The 19,747-nt window shown below is 64.0% G+C and carries 23 protein-coding genes and 1 pseudogene; 4 read left to right on the top strand and 20 right to left on the bottom strand.

Annotated elements, in window-relative coordinates:
- Positions 1-76 precede the first annotated feature (76 nt).
- The 7 genes from EIO64_RS09610 to EIO64_RS09580 form a co-directional block, all read right to left on the bottom strand.
- Complete coding sequence (locus EIO64_RS09610) at positions 77-676, bottom strand: L7Ae/L30e/S12e/Gadd45 family ribosomal protein (protein WP_136891262.1); 600 nt, start codon at positions 674-676, stop codon at positions 77-79.
- The gene (gene rnpM, locus EIO64_RS09605) at positions 663-944 is read right to left on the bottom strand and encodes an RNase P modulator RnpM (protein ID WP_021747944.1); all 282 of its coding nucleotides are present in this window, start codon (positions 942-944) and stop codon (positions 663-665) included. The genes EIO64_RS09610 and rnpM overlap by 14 nt, the downstream gene beginning before the upstream one ends.
- Positions 945-974: 30 nt before the next feature.
- Complete coding sequence (gene nusA / locus EIO64_RS09600) at positions 975-2,150, bottom strand: transcription termination factor NusA (protein ID WP_025545102.1); 1,176 nt, start codon at positions 2,148-2,150, stop codon at positions 975-977.
- 51 nt (positions 2,151-2,201) lie between these two features.
- Positions 2,202-2,663 carry a ribosome maturation factor RimP gene (locus EIO64_RS09595; RefSeq protein WP_119311791.1) on the bottom strand — a complete coding sequence of 154 codons (462 nt, stop codon included), beginning with the start codon at positions 2,661-2,663 and terminating at the stop codon, positions 2,202-2,204.
- A gap of 222 nt (positions 2,664-2,885) precedes the next feature.
- A complete protein-coding gene (locus tag EIO64_RS09590) occupies positions 2,886-3,698 on the bottom strand; it encodes a metal ABC transporter permease (RefSeq protein WP_119311790.1) in 813 nt (270 codons plus the stop codon).
- On the bottom strand, positions 3,695-4,408 hold the full coding sequence (locus EIO64_RS09585) for a metal ABC transporter ATP-binding protein (protein WP_119311789.1): 714 nt from the start codon (positions 4,406-4,408) through the stop codon (positions 3,695-3,697). The genes EIO64_RS09590 and EIO64_RS09585 overlap by 4 nt, the downstream gene beginning before the upstream one ends.
- Positions 4,395-4,814, bottom strand: a complete 420-nt coding sequence (locus EIO64_RS09580) for a Fur family transcriptional regulator (protein ID WP_119311788.1) — start codon at positions 4,812-4,814, stop codon at positions 4,395-4,397. Before EIO64_RS09580 ends, EIO64_RS09585 begins: the two co-directional genes overlap by 14 nt.
- 166 nt (positions 4,815-4,980) lie before the next feature.
- Here EIO64_RS09580 and EIO64_RS09575 point away from each other — a divergent pair, with 166 nt between their 5' ends.
- Positions 4,981-5,898, top strand: a complete 918-nt coding sequence (locus EIO64_RS09575; RefSeq protein WP_136891261.1) for a nucleotidyltransferase family protein — start codon at positions 4,981-4,983, stop codon at positions 5,896-5,898.
- 66 nt (positions 5,899-5,964) lie between these two features.
- Positions 5,965-6,342: a double zinc ribbon domain-containing protein gene (locus EIO64_RS09570; protein WP_136891260.1), complete on the top strand. Its 378-nt coding sequence runs from the start codon at positions 5,965-5,967 to the stop codon at positions 6,340-6,342.
- 54 nt (positions 6,343-6,396) lie between these two features.
- Here the strand turns inward: EIO64_RS09570 and EIO64_RS09565 are convergent, their stop codons facing one another.
- The 13 genes from EIO64_RS09565 to ftsH form a co-directional block, all read right to left on the bottom strand.
- A complete protein-coding gene (locus EIO64_RS09565; protein ID WP_136891259.1) occupies positions 6,397-6,855 on the bottom strand; it encodes a hypothetical protein in 459 nt (152 codons plus the stop codon).
- The gene (locus tag EIO64_RS09560) at positions 6,825-6,998 is read right to left on the bottom strand and encodes a hypothetical protein (protein WP_158629758.1); all 174 of its coding nucleotides are present in this window, start codon (positions 6,996-6,998) and stop codon (positions 6,825-6,827) included. Before EIO64_RS09560 ends, EIO64_RS09565 begins: the two co-directional genes overlap by 31 nt.
- The gene (locus tag EIO64_RS09555; protein ID WP_119311786.1) at positions 6,995-7,414 is read right to left on the bottom strand and encodes a DUF5301 domain-containing protein; all 420 of its coding nucleotides are present in this window, start codon (positions 7,412-7,414) and stop codon (positions 6,995-6,997) included. Before EIO64_RS09555 ends, EIO64_RS09560 begins: the two co-directional genes overlap by 4 nt.
- Before the next feature lie 11 nt (positions 7,415-7,425).
- Positions 7,426-8,961 carry a DUF4153 domain-containing protein gene (locus EIO64_RS09550; RefSeq protein WP_136891258.1) on the bottom strand — a complete coding sequence of 512 codons (1,536 nt, stop codon included), beginning with the start codon at positions 8,959-8,961 and terminating at the stop codon, positions 7,426-7,428.
- 53 nt (positions 8,962-9,014) lie between these two features.
- Positions 9,015-9,332: a hypothetical protein gene (locus tag EIO64_RS09545; RefSeq protein WP_025545056.1), complete on the bottom strand. Its 318-nt coding sequence runs from the start codon at positions 9,330-9,332 to the stop codon at positions 9,015-9,017.
- Positions 9,329-9,721, bottom strand: a complete 393-nt coding sequence (locus tag EIO64_RS09540; RefSeq protein ID WP_119311784.1) for a hypothetical protein — start codon at positions 9,719-9,721, stop codon at positions 9,329-9,331. The genes EIO64_RS09545 and EIO64_RS09540 overlap by 4 nt, the downstream gene beginning before the upstream one ends.
- 397 nt (positions 9,722-10,118) lie before the next feature.
- A complete protein-coding gene (locus EIO64_RS09535) occupies positions 10,119-10,337 on the bottom strand; it encodes a helix-turn-helix domain-containing protein (protein ID WP_021747930.1) in 219 nt (72 codons plus the stop codon).
- A 9-nt stretch (positions 10,338-10,346) separates the two neighbouring features.
- Positions 10,347-10,919 (bottom strand): DUF2975 domain-containing protein, encoded by a 573-nt coding sequence (locus EIO64_RS09530; RefSeq protein WP_136891257.1) that lies wholly within the window; start codon positions 10,917-10,919, stop codon positions 10,347-10,349.
- A gap of 15 nt (positions 10,920-10,934) precedes the next feature.
- On the bottom strand, positions 10,935-11,519 hold the full coding sequence (locus EIO64_RS09525; protein WP_136891256.1) for a DUF2975 domain-containing protein: 585 nt from the start codon (positions 11,517-11,519) through the stop codon (positions 10,935-10,937).
- Positions 11,520-11,533: 14 nt separating this feature from the next.
- The gene (locus tag EIO64_RS09520) at positions 11,534-11,842 is read right to left on the bottom strand and encodes a hypothetical protein (RefSeq protein WP_119311781.1); all 309 of its coding nucleotides are present in this window, start codon (positions 11,840-11,842) and stop codon (positions 11,534-11,536) included.
- 344 nt (positions 11,843-12,186) lie between these two features.
- A complete protein-coding gene (locus EIO64_RS09515) occupies positions 12,187-13,443 on the bottom strand; it encodes a helix-turn-helix domain-containing protein (protein WP_119311780.1) in 1,257 nt (418 codons plus the stop codon).
- A 121-nt stretch (positions 13,444-13,564) separates the two neighbouring features.
- Positions 13,565-13,942 carry a GNAT family N-acetyltransferase gene (locus EIO64_RS09510; protein ID WP_249390904.1) on the bottom strand — a complete coding sequence of 126 codons (378 nt, stop codon included), beginning with the start codon at positions 13,940-13,942 and terminating at the stop codon, positions 13,565-13,567.
- Entirely contained in the window at positions 13,885-16,374 is a 2,490-nt protein-coding gene (ftsH, locus tag EIO64_RS09505; RefSeq protein WP_249390881.1) for an ATP-dependent zinc metalloprotease FtsH, read from the bottom strand. Before ftsH ends, EIO64_RS09510 begins: the two co-directional genes overlap by 58 nt.
- A gap of 295 nt (positions 16,375-16,669) precedes the next feature.
- Here ftsH and rlmB point away from each other — a divergent pair.
- Positions 16,670-17,439: pseudogene (rlmB, locus tag EIO64_RS09500) on the top strand (23S rRNA (guanosine(2251)-2'-O)-methyltransferase RlmB).
- Between the two features lie 35 nt (positions 17,440-17,474).
- Positions 17,475-19,622, top strand: a complete 2,148-nt coding sequence (locus tag EIO64_RS09495; protein WP_021749200.1) for a hypothetical protein — start codon at positions 17,475-17,477, stop codon at positions 19,620-19,622.
- Positions 19,623-19,747: the final 125 nt, after the last annotated feature.

Below are 19,747 nucleotides of genomic sequence, written 5' to 3'. Positions count from 1 at the left end.
GCTGCCGCGGACACATGCCGCGGCGGCGCGGTCCGTCAGCCTTCCTTTTTCTTGCGGAAGGAGCCTTTGCCCTTTTTCACCGGGCGGCTGTTGGCGTATGGCCGCGCCTGTGCCTTCGGCTTGGGGCGAGCGTCCCTGGGGGACGGGATCGGTATGGCTTTGCGCCGCGGGGACGGTTCCCGTCTGGCGCACGCTCCGGTGGCATTTCCGCCGGAGGTTTGGCCGCCTTTGGTGCAGGCGGCGCCTTTCGGCGGCGCTTGCCCTGGCGGAGATTCTTCTCATGGGCCGCCTGCTCCGCCCGGCGCTCCGCGGCCCGGCGGGCCTTTACATCCATCCGGTCCGCCGCGTCGGCGTACTGCTCCGGATCCAGCTCCGCCAGCCGGTGCAGCAGGGCGGCGGCCAGTCCCACGTCCGTCACCGCGGCGATGGCCACGGCCGTCCGGCCCAGGGCCCGGCCCAGTTCCGCCTTGGTGAAGGGGAGCTGGAGCCACAGGCAGTCACCGGCCTGGGCGAAGTGCTCGCACCGGCGGCGGGTGCCCTCCGCCGCGTCGGCGGCCAGCAGCAGCACCCGGGCGTCCCGGGCGCGGGCCACGGCCTCTACCGGCTCCTCGCCCACGGCCAACCGGCCGCCCCGCAGGCTGAGACCCAGCAGGGACAGAATGTTAAGCCGGTCCATCCGCACCTCGCAGTTCTGCCTCCATGGCGTCGTAGACCTCCGGCGGGATGGCGGTGTCAAAGGCCCGTTCCAGGGCCCGGGTTTTCCGGGCCTTCTGCAGGCAGGCCACGTCGTGGCACACATAGGCGCCCCGCCCGGGCTTCTTGCCGCCGAAGTCCAGGGACACGGTGCCGTCCGGGGCCTTGACCACCCGCAGCAAGGCCTTCTTATCCTTCATTTCCCGGCAGCCCACGCACTGCCGCTGGGGAATCTTCTTCACTTTCGGCATCTCATAGGCCGCCTTTCTGATAAACTGATCTTACTCCGCGTCCACGGGCTCCACAGCGGACGCTTCCGCCGTGTCCGCGGCCTCCGGGGCGCCCCCGGCAGGGGGCTCTTCCTCGTCGTGATAGCTCTCCGGCTTGATGTCGATTTTGTAGCCGGTGAGGCGGGCCGCCAGGCGGGCGTTCTGTCCCTCCTTGCCAATGGCCAGGGACAACTGGTCATCCGGCACGATGACGCGGCAGGCCTTGCCCTCGTCCGCCATCCACACATCCACCACGTCGGCAGGCGCCAGGGCGGCGGCGATAAACTGGGCCGGGTCTTCGCTGTACTTGACGATGTCGATCTTCTCGCCCCGCAGCTCCTCCACAATGCTGCCCACACGCTGGCCCTTGGGGCCCACGCAGGCGCCGATGGGGTCCACGTTCTCGTCGTTGGACCACACGGCCATCTTGGTGCGGCTGCCGGCTTCACGGGCGATGGATTTCACCTCCACGGTGCCGTCATAAATCTCGGGGACCTCCAGTTCGAACAGGCGCTTCACCAGGCCCGGATGGGTCCGGGAGATCAGCACCTGGGGCCCGCGGGTGGACCGGCGAACCTCCACCACATAGACCTTCACATGCATGCCTTCGGTCAGATCCTCGCCGGGGACCTGCTCACCGGCCATCAGCAGCGCCTCGGTAGAGTCGGTGCCGGTGCCGATCCGCAGGGACACATTGCCGTTGCGGGGATCCACACGGGTGACTACGCCGGTGAGGATCTCATGCTGCTTGGAGTTGAACTCATCATACACCTGGCCCCGCTCGGCCTCCCGCAGGCCCTGGATGATGACCTGCTTGCCGTTGCCTGCTGCGATGCGGCCGAACTCCACCGTGTCCACAGGGATGTTCACGATGTCGCCCACCTCGTACTTGGCGGAGAGCCTCTTGGCCTCCTCAATGGGCATCTCGTTGGCGGGGTCCACGTAGTCCTCTTCCTCCACCACGTTTTTCTGGACGAACATCTTCAGGTTCTGGTGTGCCTCGTCCACATCCACGATGACGTTCTCCACATCCGCGTGGTCCCGCTTGTAGGCGGTGGTGAGGGCCTGGACAATCTTCTCCATCATGAAGGACTGGGGGATGCCCCGCTCCTTCTCCAGCAGAGCCAGTGCCGCGAAGATTTCCGCGGGATTGAAGCCTACGGGCTCCTTCTGCTTTTTGCCTTTCATGTTGCTGATTCTCCTTGTTGATAAAATACGTCTTGTCGGGACGGTGATTGGTTAAAATTCCACCCGCAGGCGGATAAGGGCAGTCTCCTTCTTGGGGAAGACCAGATCCTGGCTGCCCACGGTGACGGTGACATCGCCGGTGGCCTCGTCATAGCCCTTCAGATAGCCGGCAAACTCCTTCCGGCCCTCCCGGGCCCGGTACAGCTTCACCAGCACGGGGCTGCCCAGAAACTGCTGAAAATCGGAGGGCCGCTTCAGCGCCCGCTCGGCACCGGCGGAGCCCACCTCCAGGGTGTAGCTGCCCTCGATGGGGTCGGCCTTGTCCAGCAGGTCGCTGACCTTCCGGGAGATCTCCTCACAATCCAGAATGTCCACGCCGCCCTCTTTGTCCAGCAGAATGCGCAGATACCAGGTGCCGGCCTCCTTGACGTACTCCACGTCCCAGAGGGTGCAGCCCTGTTCCGCGATAGCGGGAGCGGCCAGTTCCGCGGTCAGTTCAGTGATCTTTTTCATGGGAGGACTCCCTTCTTTTGGAAGTTTAAGCAGAGTTTGCCTGACCGAAAAAGGTCAAGAAAAAGAGCGGACCCCGCAGCCCACTCCACATACCTTACTCTTCTAACATACGCATCATAGCACAGATACTGGAAAAGCGCAAGCCTTTTCTGCCAGATTCTTTTCTAATATTGTATAAAAAAATCCGCCGGATATACGGCACAGCCGCAGATCCGGCGGTTTTCAGCGCCTGCGCAGCCAGCCGGCAGCACAGGAGAGCAGAAACAGCGCGAGATTTGCCGCCACCACAGAGGCTCCCACCGGCGTGGACAGCGTCCAGGAGGCCATGAGTCCCGCGCAGAAGCAGCACACCGACGTAACGGCGGCACATACCACCACGCCCCGGAAGCTCTTGAACAGCCGCATGGCCGTCAGCGCCGGGAAGATCACCAGGGAGGAGATCAGCATGGCACCCATCATCCGCATCCCCAGCACGATGGTCAGGGCGGTGAGAATGGCCAGCAGGGTGTTGTACCAGTCCACCCGCAGCCCCGTGGCCCGGGAGAAGCTCTCATCGAACGTCACGGCGAAGAGCTTGTGGTAGAACAGCACGAACAGGGCCAGCACCGCAAGGGACAGTACCGCAGACAGGGCCACATCCGCCCACGTCATGGCCAGGACGCTGCCGAACATGTAGTTGTCCACATCCGTGGTCATGCCGCTGGTGCGGGAGATGACGATGATGCCGACGGCCAGGGCCGACGCACTCATGACGGCGATGGCCGCGTCGCTGTTCCAGCGGGGATTGGTGGCCAGCCGCAGCAGGAAGAACGCCGCGAGGATCACCACGGGGATGGAGAAGTAGAGGGGAGTGAACCCCAGGGCCACGGCGATGGCCAGGGCGCCGAAGGAGACGTGGCTGAGGCCATCGCCGATCATGGAGTACCGCTTCAGTACCAGGGGGACTCCCAGCAGCGCGGCGCAGAGGCTTACCAGCGTCCCGGCGATCAGGGCCCGCTGCATAAAGGGATAGGTCAGCATCAAGGTCAGGCTCATTCCTCCACCTCCCGAAACCGCCGCCCCTGGGGGGAGGCCAGATAGTCTTTGACTGTGCCTAAAAAGTAGCTGCTGTGGCCGATGTGCAGCACCGTCCGGGCGCTGCGCAGGGCGGCCCTCAGATCGTGGGTCACCATCACCACCGCCATGCCCTCCTTCCGGTTCAGGTAGGAGAGGGTCTTGTACAGATCCTGGGCCGCGGCGGGGTCCAGGCCGGTAATGGGCTCGTCCAGGATCAGCAGGCTGCGGGCGGCACACAGGGCCCGGGCCAGCAGCACCCGCTGCTGCTGGCCGCCGGAGAGATCCCGGTAGCTCTGGTCCTTCAGCTCCAGAATCCCCAGCTTGCCCATGTTCATCAATGCCGCGGACTTCTGGGCGGCGGTGTAGAAGAACCGCAGCCCCTTCTGGTTCAGGCAGCCCGAGAGGACCACTTCATACACCGTGGCCGGGAAGTCCCGCTGGGCCCGGGTCTGCTGGGGCAGATAGCCCACGGCTCCCTGCCGCAGTTCCGGCGCCCGGAGAATCTCCCCGGACTGGGGGGAGAGGAGCCCCAGCAGGCCCCGCAGCAACGTGGACTTGCCGGAGCCGTTGTCCCCCACGATGCACAGGTAGTCCCCCGCCCGGATGGTGAGATCCAGGTGGGCCAGGACGCTCTGACCCTCATACCCCAGGGACGCGTCCCGGCAGACGATCAGCTCATTGGGCTCCATGGTGGTCCTCCTCTCCGGCGCAGACGTCGCACACCCCGGAAAACAGCGTCCCCCGGGGATCGATGCGGAAGTGGTGCTCCCGCTCCAGGTGGTCGTACAGGTTCTGCAGGCGGGTACAGTCCACATGGCGGATGCGGCCGCAGCGCTCACACTTCAGAAGAAAGCAATCCCGGTGGCCTTGGGACTGGCGGCCGCAGTACTGGTACAGGGCGCCCTCCTCGGTGTTGACCTTGTGGACCGCCCCGGCGGCCTCCAGCTTTTCCAGCTGGCGGTAGATGGTGGCCAGGCCCACCGGGCAGCCCTCCCGACGCAGGTCCTCCGCCAGTTCGGCGGCGGTGCAGGCGGTCTCGCCCCGGGCCTCCAGGCAGCGGAGCACCGCCTGGTGCTGTTTGGTGCTGTATGGCATCCAATGCCTCCTTTAATCTGAAAATGATTATCGTTTTCATATTATAGACCGCAGAGGAAAAAAGTCAAGAGCAGTTGCAAAAATCCGGCAAATAGGGTATGGTAAAAGAACAGCGTATGGTTGCGCAACAAGGCGCAAATTCACAAAAACTTTAGGAGAGAAGCAAATGAAAGTCTCACTGGTCATCATGGCGGCGGGCCTTGGGTCCCGCTACGGCGGCAGCAAGCAGGTGGACGGCATCGGGCCCCACAACGAGATCCTGATGGAGTACTCCATCTACGACGCCCTCCGGGCGGGGTTCAGCAAGGTGGTGTTCATCATCAAGCCGGAGATGGAGGAGATGATGCGCCGCCTGTGCGGGGATTATCTGGCGAGGAAGACCGCACTGGACGGCACGCCGGTGGAGGTGGCCTATGTCTTTCAGGACTTTACCTCCGTGCCGGACTTCTACCGGATTCCGCCGGAGCGGACCAAGCCCTTCGGCACGGTCCATGCCCTGCTGTGCGCGGCGGATGTGGTGCACGAGCCCTTCTGCGTCATCAATGCCGACGACTATTACGGCATTGACGCCTACCGCACCATCTATGACGAGCTGGTGAAGCTGCCTGAGACGGGAAAGGCCACCATGGTGGGGTATCTGCTGAAGAATACCGCCAGCCTCCACGGCACGGTGTCCCGCGGCGTGTGCGCGGTGGAGGACGGAAAGCTCCGCTCCGTCCGGGAGGCACTGAAGATCCAGCTGTATCCCGACGGCACGCTGCGGGATCTGGCGGAGGGCACGGACCTGTCCCCGGAGACGGTGGTGTCCATGAACTTCTGGGGGTTTGCCCCCAGCATCTTCCCCGCCCTGCGGGAGTACTTTGAAAACTTCCTCCGCACGGAGGCCGGGGAAAATATCAAGGCCGAGTGCCTGCTGCCGGTGATGGTGGGGGATCAGCTGCAAAAGGGCGCGCTGGAGGTGTCCGTCCTTCACTCCGCGGACAAGTGGTTCGGCATGACCTACCATGAGGACCGGGAGATCGTGGCGGAGGAGCTCCGCAAGCTCCATGCCAGGGGAGATTATCCGGAGAGCCTGCGGATGTGAGCATGCGGAGGTGCGGGAGATGAATCCGAACACGCCGGTGGGTTGCCCCCAGTGCGGGGGGGGCAGATGGACCTCTGGCAGGCGGGCAGGCGCCTGGCTCTGACGGGCCTTTTTGCCTCCGTCACCGACTGGATTGAGGTGGATATATACAGCTGCCCCGCCTGTGGAAGACTGGCCTTTTTCCGCACCAACTTTCTCCCTCAGCCGAAAAAACATGTGCCGGTGGAGCCGGAACCAACAGACGTGGACACCGCCGCCTTCTACGTTCCCGGTACGGGGGAGCTGGTCAAATGCCCGGTCTGCGGCAAGGAGCATCCCCGTGACGATGCCTTTTGCCCCCTGTGCGGGACCCGGCGGGATCAGCCCTGCCCCTGGTGCGGAAAATGGTTTCCGGCAGCACAGCCGGTCTGTCCCTGGTGCGGCCACGGCCGAGATGAGGAATAAGCGAAACCGCCAAGCGGCGGCCATGGAAACCCATGGCCGCCGCTGTTTTTCTGCTCAAAAAAAGCACTCCACCACATACAGCCGGGTACCTGCGCTGTTTACCAGCAGGTACAGCCGGTTGCGTTCATCCGTTGGGTGCGCCGCCGTGAAGCCGCGGCAGTCCGAAAAATCGGGCCGCTGGTCCGCCGGAACGGCCAGCAGATCCAGGATTTCGGTCACTGGCACTTCTGCGGACCTGACCGGCGTAGCTTCCTCTGTCAGGGTTTCCTCCAGCCCGCTGTCGTCCGCGTATGCCAGGACGTGATACCGCTCCCCGTCCCCGCTAAAGCTGGCGCCGCTGTCGGTCTCATACAGACAGCCCTCGCTGGCGGGGAGCTCCAGCTCCCAGTTGAGCTGAACGGTTCTGACATAATCGCCGCTGCCCCAGAAGATCATCAGGACCGACAGAACCAGCAGGACCGGCAGTGCCAGCAGCCCGCCCATCAGCTTCCACATGGACTCACCTTCTGCCATGCAACTGAGACCTCCACCGTGGACGGCACGGTGTTTTCCATCCGGTCATAGGCGGCCTTGTAGCCGATCAGATAGAACACCCCGGCGATCAACATGCCGCAGAGCAGCAGGCACACGATCCAACCGGCCGACGGCCTGTTCACTGTGGATTCCTCCCCTCCGGCGCGGCGTCAGCCGCCAGAACTGTCCAGAGTGCCTCGTCCCCCTGGTAGATGCCCGTATAGGGCTGCTCCAAACAGCAGATGCCGTCCGCTTCGTAGACGTACAGAACGCTCCAGTCCGGCGTCTCGCCGGTGCCCAGCTCCACCTTTACCGCACCGGTTTGGTCCGGCGCGTCCTGCACGCTCTCCATGCCGGTGGAGACAGCCTCTGCCGCCTGTTGGAGAAATTCTCCGATCCAGTCCCGGTCCGTGTGGAGCGTCACCGCATCTCCTGCCGTTACCCGGATGGCAGTGACCTCCGCCGCCTCCGGGAGGACGATCCGGCCCGCCCTGCCGCAGGCTGTTACGGCCAGCGCAAGCCCCAGGCACCAGGCGGCCAGCCGCAGATAGCGCTTCATGCCCGGACCCCTTACGCGTCGCCCCGGCTGGCCAGCCAGGCCGAGAGGCTCCAGGTCCGCCAGTCGGCGCAGTCTGTCCGGGCCTCCTGCCGCCGCTGTTTCAATAAGATGGACAGGCGGGCCGTACCGATGGCGTCCCAGTCCCCATACGCTGTGCAGACCATGTCTCCGTCCAGCCGCTCCAGCTGGGACAGGGTGTCATAGGAGAGGTCATAGAGCAGGTACTCCGCGTCCAGCACCCCGCTCTCCCCGGAGAGGTAGCGGTCCACCTGATCCTTTGCCACCAGGTAGTCCACCGGCACGCAGTTGATGACCAGCCACCCCGCCAGGGCCAGGGGAAACACCACCCGACAGAACCGGAAGTCTGGCCGCCACACCTTCCAGGCCGCAGCCAGCAGAAAGGCCGCCATCATCCCCATGCCCCAGTAGGTCATGCAGCGCTTGAAGGACAGGCCGTACACATCCACATACAGCGTCATCCGCCAGGCGGCAGAGAGGAGCAGGAGCAGGCTCTCCGCTGTCAGCAGGGCGGAGAGGAGCCGGACTGCCCGCCAAGCGCCGCCCTCCCGGCGGGACCACTGGACCGCAGCCAGCAGAAGCGTCAGGTTCACCACTGTCACCCCCACCATCTGGAAGAAACCGCTCCGGGCCCACTCGGCATAGGAAAGGCCCTTTTGGGCCAGGTACTCAGCTCCGCCGAAGAGTCCGGCGGATTGGACGCCCAGGAACAGCAGGTACAGCGCCGCCACCGCCGCCAGCACGATGGCGAAGCCCAGGCCGTCTACCCCGCCGCGGGCTGCGGCTCCGGTCCGTTTCAGGGGTGTGGGGCGGCGGAGACTGTACAGCAGACCGAAGAGGAAGGGGGTCATGACGCTGGCCAGCAGGGCCTTCCAGACCGCGTCCGTGAAGTGGAGGGAGACAAAGGCCCGCAGGTCCGCCGTGGCGGCGGCGAACAGCGCGTCGGCGGAGGCCAGAACGGGCACCAGGACCGCCAGCAGAGCCAGGGCGCCGGCCGCTCCCAGCAGCAGGGGCAGGACCCGCCGGGCGGCGCCGTCCTTTTTCTGAGGCCAGGCGGTGGCCAATGCTGCCCCCAGATGGCCGAAGAGGCCCCACAGCAGCAAACAGAGCCGCTCCCACAGCATGGAGGGACGCCACCAGGGCAGAAATTGTCCGCCGGAGAGGCCGATGGCGTGGACGGGCAGCAGGGCCAGCAGGGCCAGCAGATTCCACGCCCGGAAATACCAGTTGGACCCCAGGGCCAGCGTGGCGGCCAGGGCCAGATTCACCGCCAGCAGAACGCGGCTCTCCCAGGTGTTCAGCAGGGGGCGGCCCAGATAGAGCCCCAGCAGGCCGTACCAGACGCAGACGGAGGCGGTCAGTCCCGCGGTGGGGCCGCTCCAAAGCAGCGTGTTCACCAGCAGAAGACAGAAGCAGAAGGCCAGCGGCAGAAGCAGTCGCTCTCGGGAGGAGATCACATAAATTTTCACCGCATTTTGCGTAAGCTTCGCCGGCCCTCCCGCCGGCAGGGCTTTTTCATGTTCATTCATAATGGGTTCTCCTTTTTTGGGGCTGTCTCCACAGCAGGGACAGTCAATGCACGTTACGTTCGGTCTCTGGCGGCAAAGTGGTGGCTCACCACGGCCATGGTTTCAAAGATCAGCGTTATCACAAACAGGATCCGGCCGGCGATAGCTGCGCCGGAGGCCTGGACCAGGGCCGTTTCCAAATCACCCGCCACGGTCTCCAGCTGCACGGCGAAGAGCTGGGCCAGCAGGGCCAGGGCGCAGGCCATCCCGCCGCCGGCCAGCTTCCAGCCGGAGCGGTCCCTCTCAGGACGGAGAAAGGACCACACCGCCAGCACCCAGCCGGTAAAGCCCGTCAGCAGGCTGACCGCATTGCAGAATGGGGCATCAATCATGCGTCCACCTCCTTGCGGAAACCGGAGTTGTCCGGGGAACTGTCTTGCCTGGGCGGGACACACACCAGGGGCAGCAGAAGCAGGTAGAGGAAGAGTGGATACAGCCAGGTACGGCTGCCCAGCGTCGCCAGCAGGCCCGGCGCCGGGCCGGTCTCCACAGCGTCAAAGGTGAGATTGGTGAACTGGAACGAGAGCCGCAGCGCCGCAATATGCAGCAGCAGGACCAGCGAGGCGCTGCCCAGGCAGAAGAGCTTCACCCGCTGCCGCTCCCGCAGATTGAAGAGCAGGAAGAGCAGGTGAAAGGCCATCAGCAGGAACGTAAACCCCAAAACATAGTCAAAGGGGTTGCACAGCCTGCCGAACTCGGTAAACAGCGAAAGCTGAAACATCGCGAGAAACCTCCAACAGTAAAGATTCCAAAAGCGCAGCCTTTATCGCGTCAGCATCAGAAGGAGTATCCGAAACGGCGTTATGAGATACCGCAACGGCCCCGGCGGCCTTCCGGGGCAGATCGGCAGACTGACCGCCGCCGGATACAATCCGCAGAAGATGTCCCGCAGTACACTGGGTCCCATCTTCCGCGATCTGCCCGGCTCCAGAGGCGGATCCCCAGAGATACCAGGGGCAGAAGGACACAGGGATCCACCCCAGCAGGAGGACCAATACCACTCCCGGCCAGGCGGCGCTGAAGAACGTGGGCGGGAAGAGCTGCGCCGCCAGCAGGGAAAATGCGGGGACGGCAGATGCAGGCCCGCTCCTGGCGGGGCGGAGCCGTGCGCCTGGCGGTCATGGTTCCGCCTCTTCGTCCGGCACGAACTCCAGAATGTCTCCCGGCTGGCAGTCCAGGGCGGCGCAGATGGCCTCCAGCGTGGAGAAACGGACGGCCTTGGCCTTGTTGTTTTTCAGAATGGACAGGTTGGCCAGGGTGATATCCACTTTCTCCGACAGTTGGGAGAGGGACATTTTCCGCTTGGCCATCATCACGTCCAGGTTGACTACAATCATGCCGTCACCTCAAATCGTCAGGTCGTTTTCCGCCTTCATCTCCGCTGCCCGGTGAAACAGCCCGGCCATCACCAGGCACAGAAGGCCCGCCATGGTGAAGAGGGGGATGAACAAAGCGGTGTAGGACAGCAATGCGGCGGCGCCATCCCGGCAGAGGGTGAAGGCGGTCCGCCCCAGGGCGCCGGCGGCGATCACAAAGCAGCCTGCGGCGGCCCGCTGGAGGTAGACGGCGTTCTTCGGGGAGAACGGCGTGCCGTCCGCCACAGAGGCCAGCAGACGGATGCCCTGGACCAGGATCACTGCGCCGCAGATGCCCGCCAAAAGCAGGAATAGAGCCAGGACCGCGGTCTCCGGGGACTTCCAAGACTCTTTCAAAATAATTTCCAGCAAATTTCCCACCCCGTCGTCAAAGTCGTAGGCGAAAACAGCCAGGAGGTGGTCGAAGCGCATGGACGCCGGATTCTGAAAGCGGAAGTAGGCCAGGGCCGGTGTCAGGGGAAGCAGCAGAATGTCGCAAAAGATGAGGAAACCGCAGAGAAAAATCAACACATCCGCGATTTTTTGGACAGCAGTACGAACCATGGCGTGGGCCTCCTCCTAAATGGTCAGGTCGTTTTCCACTTTCATCTCCGTCGCCTGGCGGAACAGGGCGGACATCACCAGGCACAGCAGGCCGAACATGGTGAAGATCGGCACAAAGAGCGCGTTGTAGGTGGCCAGGGGGCGGAGGGACTGGTAAAACCACAGCCCCCAGATCGTCCGGAGCAATGCCGCTCCCGCGATGCAGAAGGAACATACAGCCGCCCGTCGGAGGCTGACGGCATTCTGCGTGGAAAACGGCGCACCCTGGAGGATGGTGCCCAGCACCCGGAGCCCCTGGAGGAGAATCAGCGCGGTGCAGATGCCGCAGATCACCAAGAACAGGGCGATTAGGGCGTTGGCGCCCTCGCCCCATATCCAGACCCAGGAGAGAAAAATCGCGGATACGCCTGCGGCGGTCACATCGTCCGCCTCCGGGTGGAACAGGTCATGCAGAAAGGTGCCGGCGCCGCCGAAGAGGTTTTCCGCGTTGACCATGACGGAGGCGGGAACCAGCAGCAGAGCCAGGACGTTGAGCAGTAGGGCGAAGATCAGCAGTACCCGGAGCACCCGGGCGAGTATTTGCACAGTACTGTTGGACATGGTCGCTTTCCTCCTTATGCGTGAGAATGGGCCCGGCTGGCCGGACGGGGACGCAGCAGGCACAAGGCCCAGATGCCGCAGAACTGCAGGAGAAGCGCCAGCAGGATCTGGAGCGCGGAACCCTCTGTCCAGAGCCACACCCAGCACCAGGCACAGAAAATCAGGAACCGAAGCAGCCCCTTCCAGAAGGGCACATAGTTCTCCACCGCGCCTGTCAGCTCCGGCAGCCATTCGCTGCCTGTCAGCACCAGACTGGGAACGCAGAACAGGGCCGCCAGAAGCAGCAGCGCCAGCAGAACACGCCAGAGACGGCTGGACGGCATAGGAATTCCCCCCTTTTTCCGTATCGTACCACGTGTAGTTATTGTTTGTCAATTATTTTTTATTGTTTTTCGATAAAAATGAAAAAGCAATAATCGGGCAGGGACAGCAGAAAAACGGCGCCGGGGCGGTCCTTTCGGACCGCCCCGGCGTCTGTATGATATAGAGAAAGGAGAGGGAAAATGATGTGTGTCACAAGCTTCCTGCTTGTTGTGCTCATCATACTGCCCCCAGCCGGGAAAGTCAACAGCCTGGGGGAAAGCTTCATACTTTGTTTACAGACTGGTCAAAAACGGATGATTTCATTCACAAAATGTTCAAAATCCGGAAACAATTTGCGCGGCGGTCATCCGCCGTACTGCCAGTGGGCGGGATCGGGATCTGTCTCACTGCTGTCTGGCCAAGTCAGCGCATCTCCGCTCTCATCGAGAATGTAGGGCACATCCTGGGAGACCGTGACCCGTCCATAGATATCCGTCACCACGGCAGCCACCTGTACCGTATCCGCAGGCGTGAGGGAGAGGCGCAGCTCCGGCAGCTGGTAAAAATCAAATTCTTCAAAGCCGTGGAAGCTGTCAGGCTTTTCACAGGGCTCTGCCCAGGCTGCCAGTTTCTGATTTTTGAACAGGCCCACCCGGATATTTGCCACGGCCGCGGTGAGAGACGCATCAGCCGGTGTCACCTCACGGATATAAACATAGCGCTCGTGGCTGGACGCATTCAGGACCAGCGTGCTGTCCTCCAGATCCATCCACATGAGATCGCTGTTGACCTCCACTTGCGGCAGAGAGGCGCTGTACAGCCCCTCAAACTGGTCCAACAGCTGGGTCTGGCGGGTGCCGTCCGGCGGGACCAGCAGCGCCGAGAGGGTGATATGGTCCGTCAAGGGGATGGAGAGTGTGGCGGAGAACCGTTGGTTGGGGCCCTCTTCTCCCACACTGCCCAGCCGGTCGCTGGCAGTCTCGCCGTTTTCCGCCAGGAACTCCACAGCCATTCCCTCCACATAGGTCTTGGGGACAGCATAGGCGGAGAAGGTGACGGTGTTGGCGGCAAGGTCCACGGCTTCCAGCTCCACACCGCAGTCCGCCACCAGGCTGTTCTGGGCCTTCAAGATCTCCTCCACCCGGTTGGAGAGGGAGCCGATCTGGCCGTACACACTGGACTCCACCCGGTAGAGGCTGTTCTGCAGATTTACATACTGGCCGTTCATTCGGTCCAGACGGTCGAAGAGGTGGAACAGCACCAGGCACAGCGCCGCTGCCGCCAACACCCAAGGCCAGCGGCGGCGCTTCCGGGGCGACGGCTGGGCGGCAATGTAGCGGCCTGCGATCTCCTCCACCATCTTCAGCTGGGCCTCTGTCAGCCCGCCGCCTGTTTCAGCAGGAGCGGCATCCGCCTCCGGCGGTTCCTCCACGCCCAGCAGCCATCCCACAGAGACGCCGAACAGGCGGCTGAGGGCGATCAGCTTGTCGACCTCCGGCAGGGCGGAGTCTGCCTCCCATTTGTAGATGGACTGGCGGGAGACGCCCAGCTTGCTCCCCAGAGCCTCCTGGGACAGCCCCAGCTCCTTCCGCTTCTGCGCGATGCGCTGCCCAATGGTCACATCCCTCGCCTCCTTTCGCCGTCAGACTAGCAGACAGCCTGCCCCCAGGCCACCAACTGGGGAGTGGAAATCTGTCAACCCACGGTTAGCAGAGGAGAAAAGCCCTTGCGTCTCAATGGATTCAGAGGGCCTTTTCGTAGCAGTTGAGATTCTCCCGCACAAAGCCCATGAAGAAGAACTCCGCCGTTCCGGCGTAGCGGTAGCCCAGGGAGGGGTACAGGCGGTTGGCGGGCAGGTTCCCCTCCCAGGTGTCCAGCCGGATGACGGTACGGCCCTGGCGGCGAGCCTCCGCCTCACAGAAGGCCACCATCTGTCGGGCATATCCCCGGCCGGAGCAGGAGGGACGGATGCACAGGGTATGGATCACCCCTACCTCCTCCGCAGCGGCGGGGATGGTCCAAGGGATGGCGCCGTACTCCGGCAGCTGGACGCTGTTCAGGTTCACCACGCCCCAGAGGACGCCGTTCTCCTCGCCCACGTAGAAGGTGCCGGCCTCCAGGGCCTGGCGGGCGGTGTCGATGGTGGGGTATTTGCCCCGCTGCCAGTTGGTATAGACGGGGCCCTGTGCCTCTCGGTCCAGGATCTCCTCATAGATATCTGCGGCCTGAGACAGGTCCGCGGGGTGGCGAGTCGGATCATGGCGATTCTCCTTTTTGATGTAGTGGCGATGGGAAAAGCGAGGCGCGCTGGGGTCAGCGCGCCTCGCGGGGATGATCGGGGATCACGGGGTGTCCTTGGGCGGCTCAGACGGAGTGGAACCGCTCTCCTGGGGGCGTCTCCGCCGGAAGGGGAGGGATCGGACACCGGGTTCTCCGGCTGTCCCTCCTGGGCGGGCTCCTCGGGGGATTCGATCTTCTGGGAGATCATGTGCACCTTCTTGGCAGGGGCCTCAATGGTCTCGGGAGAGGAGGGGCGGAACGCCTTGTCCTCTGCGCGGGTGGAGGCGTAGGGGTTCTCCACCAGCTCCGGGTCCCGGCCCTCGATGATAGCCACCATCTCTGCGCCGGTGATGGTCTCCTTCTCCAGCAGGTAGGCCACGACCTTGTCCATGTCCTCCCGGCTGGCCTTGATGACCTCCACGGCCTGCTGGTAGCACTGGTCCAGGATGTCCTTCACCGCCTGGTCCATCCGGGCGGCGGTATCCTGGGCGCAGTCCATGCCGTAGCCGCCGTCCAGGTATTGGTTCCGGCGGGAGGCCAGCGCCATCATGCCGAACTCGTCGCTCATGCCGAACATGGCCACCATGTTCCGGGCCACGTTGGTGGCGTCCTGAATATCCTGGCTGGCGCCGTTGGTCATGGTGTTCATCACCACTTCCTCGGCCGCCCGGCCGCCCATGGAGACCATGATCTTGGCCATCAGCTCGTCGCGGGTGCGCAGTTCGGTCTTGTCCTCCTCTGGCATCAGCAGGGTGTAGCCCAGAGAGCCCTGGGTGTGGGGGACGATGGTGATCTTCTGCACCGGCTCGGTGTTTTTCTGCTTGTAGGCCACCATGGCGTGACCGACCTCGTGGTAGGCCACCAGCTTTTTCTCAAACTCGGTGAGGACGCTGCCCTTCTTCTCCGTGCCGGCAATGACCAGCTCGAAGGCGGCCAGAAGATCCTCCTGGGTCACCAGCTTGCGGCCCTTCCGCACGGCCCGCAGGGCCGCTTCGTTCACCAGATTGGCAAGGTCCGCGCCCACGCAGCCCGCAGTGGCCAGGGCCACCTTTTTCAGATTCACGTCCTCCGCCAGCTTGATGTTGCGGGTGTGGACCTGCAGCGTGGCAATGCGTCCCGCCAGGTTGGGCCGGTCGATGGTGATGCGCCGGTCAAACCGGCCGGGCCGCAGCAGCGCCTGGTCCAGCACCTCAGGCCGGTTGGTGGCGGCCAGCAGAATGATGCCCTTGGTGGGGTCAAAGCCGTCCATCTCCGCCAGCAGCTGGTTCAATGTCTGCTCCCGCTCGTCGTTGCCGCCCATGCGGTTGTCCCGGGATTTGCCGATGGTGTCGATCTCGTCGATGAACACGATGCAGGGGGCCACCTTGGCCGCCTCCTTAAAGAGGTCCCGGACGCGGCTGGCGCCCACGCCCACGAACATCTCCACGAAGTCGGAGCCGGAGATGGAGAAAAACGGGACGTTGGCTTCGCCGGCCACAGCCTTGGCCAGCAGCGTCTTGCCGGTGCCCGGAGGGCCGACCAGCAGCGCGCCCTTGGGGAGCTTCGCGCCGATCTCCGTGTACTTCTGGGGGTTGTGCAGGAAGTCGATGATCTCTGTCAGGGACTCCTTGGCCTCGTCCTGGCCGGCCACATCCTTGAAGGTGACGCCGGTGGACTTCTCCATATACACCTTGGCGTTGGCCTTGCCCACGCCGCCGATGCCGCCCATTCCTCCCATGCCGCCCTTTTTCGCCATCCAACGCATGACCAGGGAGAACATCAGGAAGATCAGCACAAAGGGCAACACGTAGCTCACCAGCATGGCCAGCACCGGGTTCACCGGGGCCTGATACTCCTTGTCGACGCCCTCCACCCCATACTCGTTCAGGAAATCAATGACGGCGTCATTGGACTGGATCCGGACAGTGAACAGCTCCAGGTGGGCAGTCTGCTCCTGCCCGGCGGCGTCCATATAAGTGTAGCCGTCCTCCGTCTTGGTGTAGACGGTGCCGTCCTCAGCGGTGTAGGAATACCCCTCCTCAGGGGTTATCAGGAGGATATCCTCCGCGTTGTCGAATTCCACCCGGGCCACCTGGCCGCTCTCCACCATCTCCTGGAACTCTCCGTATTCCACGTTGATGGAGGAGGCCTGGCGGCCAGTGCTGCCGATGACGCTGCTGGCATAGCTGAAGATGATCGTCAGCAGAAGGGCCCAGCCCACCAGAGAGGCCACGCCCCGCCAGTTGCCGCCGGGCTTGTTGTTTTTGTTGTTCTTATTGTCGTTTGGGTTCATGTATGGAACTCCTTTCAGGGGAAAACCTGTCAATACCCGGAGGATAAACGGGACCGCCCCGGTCCCGCCTGTGCCGGAGACGGGGGTGCGGTCCGCTGCCCGGGGGCGTCCAGCCCTGTTTTCAGACAGTGCCGAAGCCTTAAAATGATTTATAAAGTATATCACAGAAGCCGCAGGCCTACAAGGACAAGGAACCGGTTTTCTATAAATTTTCTGTGAATTCCACTTTCCAGACTCCCGCCCCTATGCTATACTACCTCTTGAATGCGAAAATACTCAGATTGAGGGAGAAGTTATGGAAGAACGGAGAAAGCAGGACCTGACTGCCGAGGCCGACGGCATCATCGAGGGGCGCAACGCCGTCATTGAGGCCCTGCGGGCAGGGGAGACGATTGACAAAATTTACCTCCAGAAGGGAGAGACGGACAAGACCCTGGGACATATTGCCTCCAAAGCCCGGGCGGCGGGCGTGGTGGTGGTGGAGGCGGACCGGCGGAAGCTGGACGCCATGAGCCGCACCCATGCCCACCAGGGCGTCATCGCCCTGGCAGCGGTCCGGGAGTACGTCAGTGTGGAGAGCATCCTTCAGGCCGCCCGGGACAAGGGCGAGCCCCCCTGCTGGTGGTGTGCGACGAGATCTCCGACCCCCACAACCTGGGGGCCATCATCCGGACCGCTGAGTGCGCCGGGGCTCACGGCGTGGTGATCCCCAAGCGCCGCAGCGCGGGCCTCACCGCCGTGGTGGCCAAGACCTCCGCCGGAGCGGTGGCCCACGTGCCGGTGGCCCGGGTGCCCAACATCCCCGCTCTGCTGAAGGATCTGAAAAAACAGGGGGTGTGGGTCTTCGGCACGGCGGCGGACGGCACCACGGCCCTGTACGACGCGGATCTGAAGGGACCCGCCGCCATCGTCATCGGCAGCGAGGGGGACGGCATGACCCGTCTGGCCGCCGAGAACTGCGACTTTTTGGTGAGTATCCCCATGCGGGGGAAGCTGAATTCCCTGAATGCCTCTGCCGCCGCGGCGATCCTGCTGTATGAGGCGGTGCGCCAGCGGATGGCCTGAAGGGCCGGGGACACAGCGGAGAGGAAAGGGGCAGCATGGCTTCCAAAGACGAGAGAGAGTTTGATAGCGGTCTGACCGGGGGCACGGATGTCCCGGCGTTGGAGGAGGACTTCTCCCTGGAGGAGATCCTGGCGGAATACGGCGCAGGCCGGGAGCAGCGGCTTATGGAGGCCGTGGAGCAGGAGGCCCGCCGGGAGACGGAGCCGGCCGCCCCTCCGGCGGAGGGCGGCGCGAAGAAGCCGCCTCTGCAAACGGAGGCGCGGCCGCGTCCCGCCCCCCAGGTGACGGAAAAAACAGCTCCGCCCCAAAAGCCGCCCGCCCAGCCGGAGGACCTGCTGGAGGAGCTGCGGCAGGATCTGCCGCCCTCTCCCCACCCCATCACGCTGGAGGATGTGGTGGGCAGCACCGTGGACGCGGTGATGGAAGAGGAGGCTCAGGAGCCCCTGCTGCGGCCCCGGCGGGGCCTGTTCTCCCGGAAGCGCCTGATGGAGACGGAGGAGCTCTACGCCCCGCCGGAACCGGAGGAGGCGCCGGAGGAGATCCCGGAGATCGACACCATCGGTCCGGAGCCGGAGCTGGCTGAGGCGGCGGCGGACTACCGGGCGGAGGCCAAGCGGCGCAAGCACCCTATCCTGGCAGCGGTACTGATCTCGCTGCTGCCGGTGATCCCTATGGGGATCGAGGCCTACGGCTATGAGATCCGCTACTGGACCGGCGACGCAGCCGTCCAGAGCGGTGTGCTGCTGGCGTGCCTTGCGGCGGTGGCCGTCCTGGCCCGGCAGGTATTCGCCAAGGCGTTCGGCTCGCTGCTGCAGAAGCGATGCACCAGCGAGCTGCTGGCGGTGGTCTCCGCCGTGGTGATGGCGGCGGACTGTGTGGCCCGGCTGGTGCTGCCGGAGCGGAGCGCCGTCCCCTGCTATGCCCCGGTGGGGTGCCTCGCCCTGGTGTTTGCCATGTGGGGCGGAGCCCGGGAGAGCCGGGGACTGTGGGACACCTTCCGCATGGCCGCCACGGATGACGAGCCGCCTTATCTGGTGACGGAGACGGAGAAGGGGGCCTGCAAGCAGGCGGGTTCCGTCCCCGGCTTCTACACCACCGCCCTGCGGGAGAATACCGCCGCCGTGTGGCAGAACGCGCTGATGCCGGTGGTGCTGATGGCCTCCATCGTGTTTGCCGGGCTCAGCTCCCTGGGCCAGGAACGGGGGGACGACTTTTTGCTGAACTGGTCTGCCATCCTGGGGGCAGGCACCACCTTTGCCCTGCCTCTGTGCTGGGGGATGCCATTCTCCCGGCTGGCCCGGCACTTTCACAAGGCGGGGTGCGCCGTGGCGGGCTGGTGCGGTGCGGAGAAGATCAGCCGCAGGCGGGCCATGATCCTGACGGACGGAGACCTGTTCCCGCCGGGTACGATCCAGCTCAACGGCGTAAAGGTGTTCGGGGAGGACCTGTCCCGGGTTTCCTCCTATGCCGCCTCTATGGCCCGGGCGGCGGACTGCGGCCTTCAGCGGTTGTTTGACGGCCTGCTCCGCAGCGAGGGCGGCCATTATGAGAAAGTGGACGATTTCAGCTTTTATGAGGAGGGCGGCTACTCCGCCACCATCCGGGGGGAGTCGGTATTGCTGGGCACGGCCTCCTTCATGCGGAAGATGGAGGTGCGCCTGCCCGGCGGCATCAACCTGCGGACCGGCATCTTCCTGGCCATGGACCGGCAGCTGGCGGCAGTGTTTGCCGTGAAGTACCAGCCCTCGGAGAACGTGGATTTCGCCCTGCGGATGATGCGCCGCAGCCGCATCACGCCGATCCTGGCGTCCCGGGATCCCAACATCACCCCGGCCCTGCTGAAGCGGAAGTTTCACAAGGGCGTGAAGGTGGAGTTCCCCAGTCTGACGGACCGGGTGGCTTTCAGTGAGGCGGAGCTGGACCGGGGGATGCCCCGGGCCCTGCTGTTTCGGGAAGGACTGCTGCCCTATGCGGAAGCGGTGGTAGGCAGCCGCCGCCTGTGCAAGGCTGTGCGCCGGGCCACGGCGCTGTCCGTGCTGGGCAGCGTGGCCGGGACGCTGCTGTCCTTTTATATGGTGTTCCAAGGCGCCTATAATCTGCTGACGCCTCTGGCCCTGCTGGTGTTCCTGCTGCTGTGGGCGCTGCCGGTGTTGCTGCTGGCGGACTGGGCGGGCAGGTATTGAGCGCCGGCCATCTCGTTCGCAGCGGGATAAGATGGCGCTGCGGGCGGAAGTCAACCGCATGAGCGGGGAGACCCACCACATCCGTGTCCCATGCAGGGCATTCCGCGGCATTTACCCCAAAAGAC

The sequence above is a fragment of the Dysosmobacter welbionis genome (assembly GCF_005121165.3).
In the GTDB taxonomy this organism is placed as follows: Bacteria; Bacillota; Clostridia; order Oscillospirales; family Oscillospiraceae; genus Oscillibacter; species Oscillibacter welbionis.
This window is presented reverse-complemented; position numbering and strand designations above follow the sequence as displayed.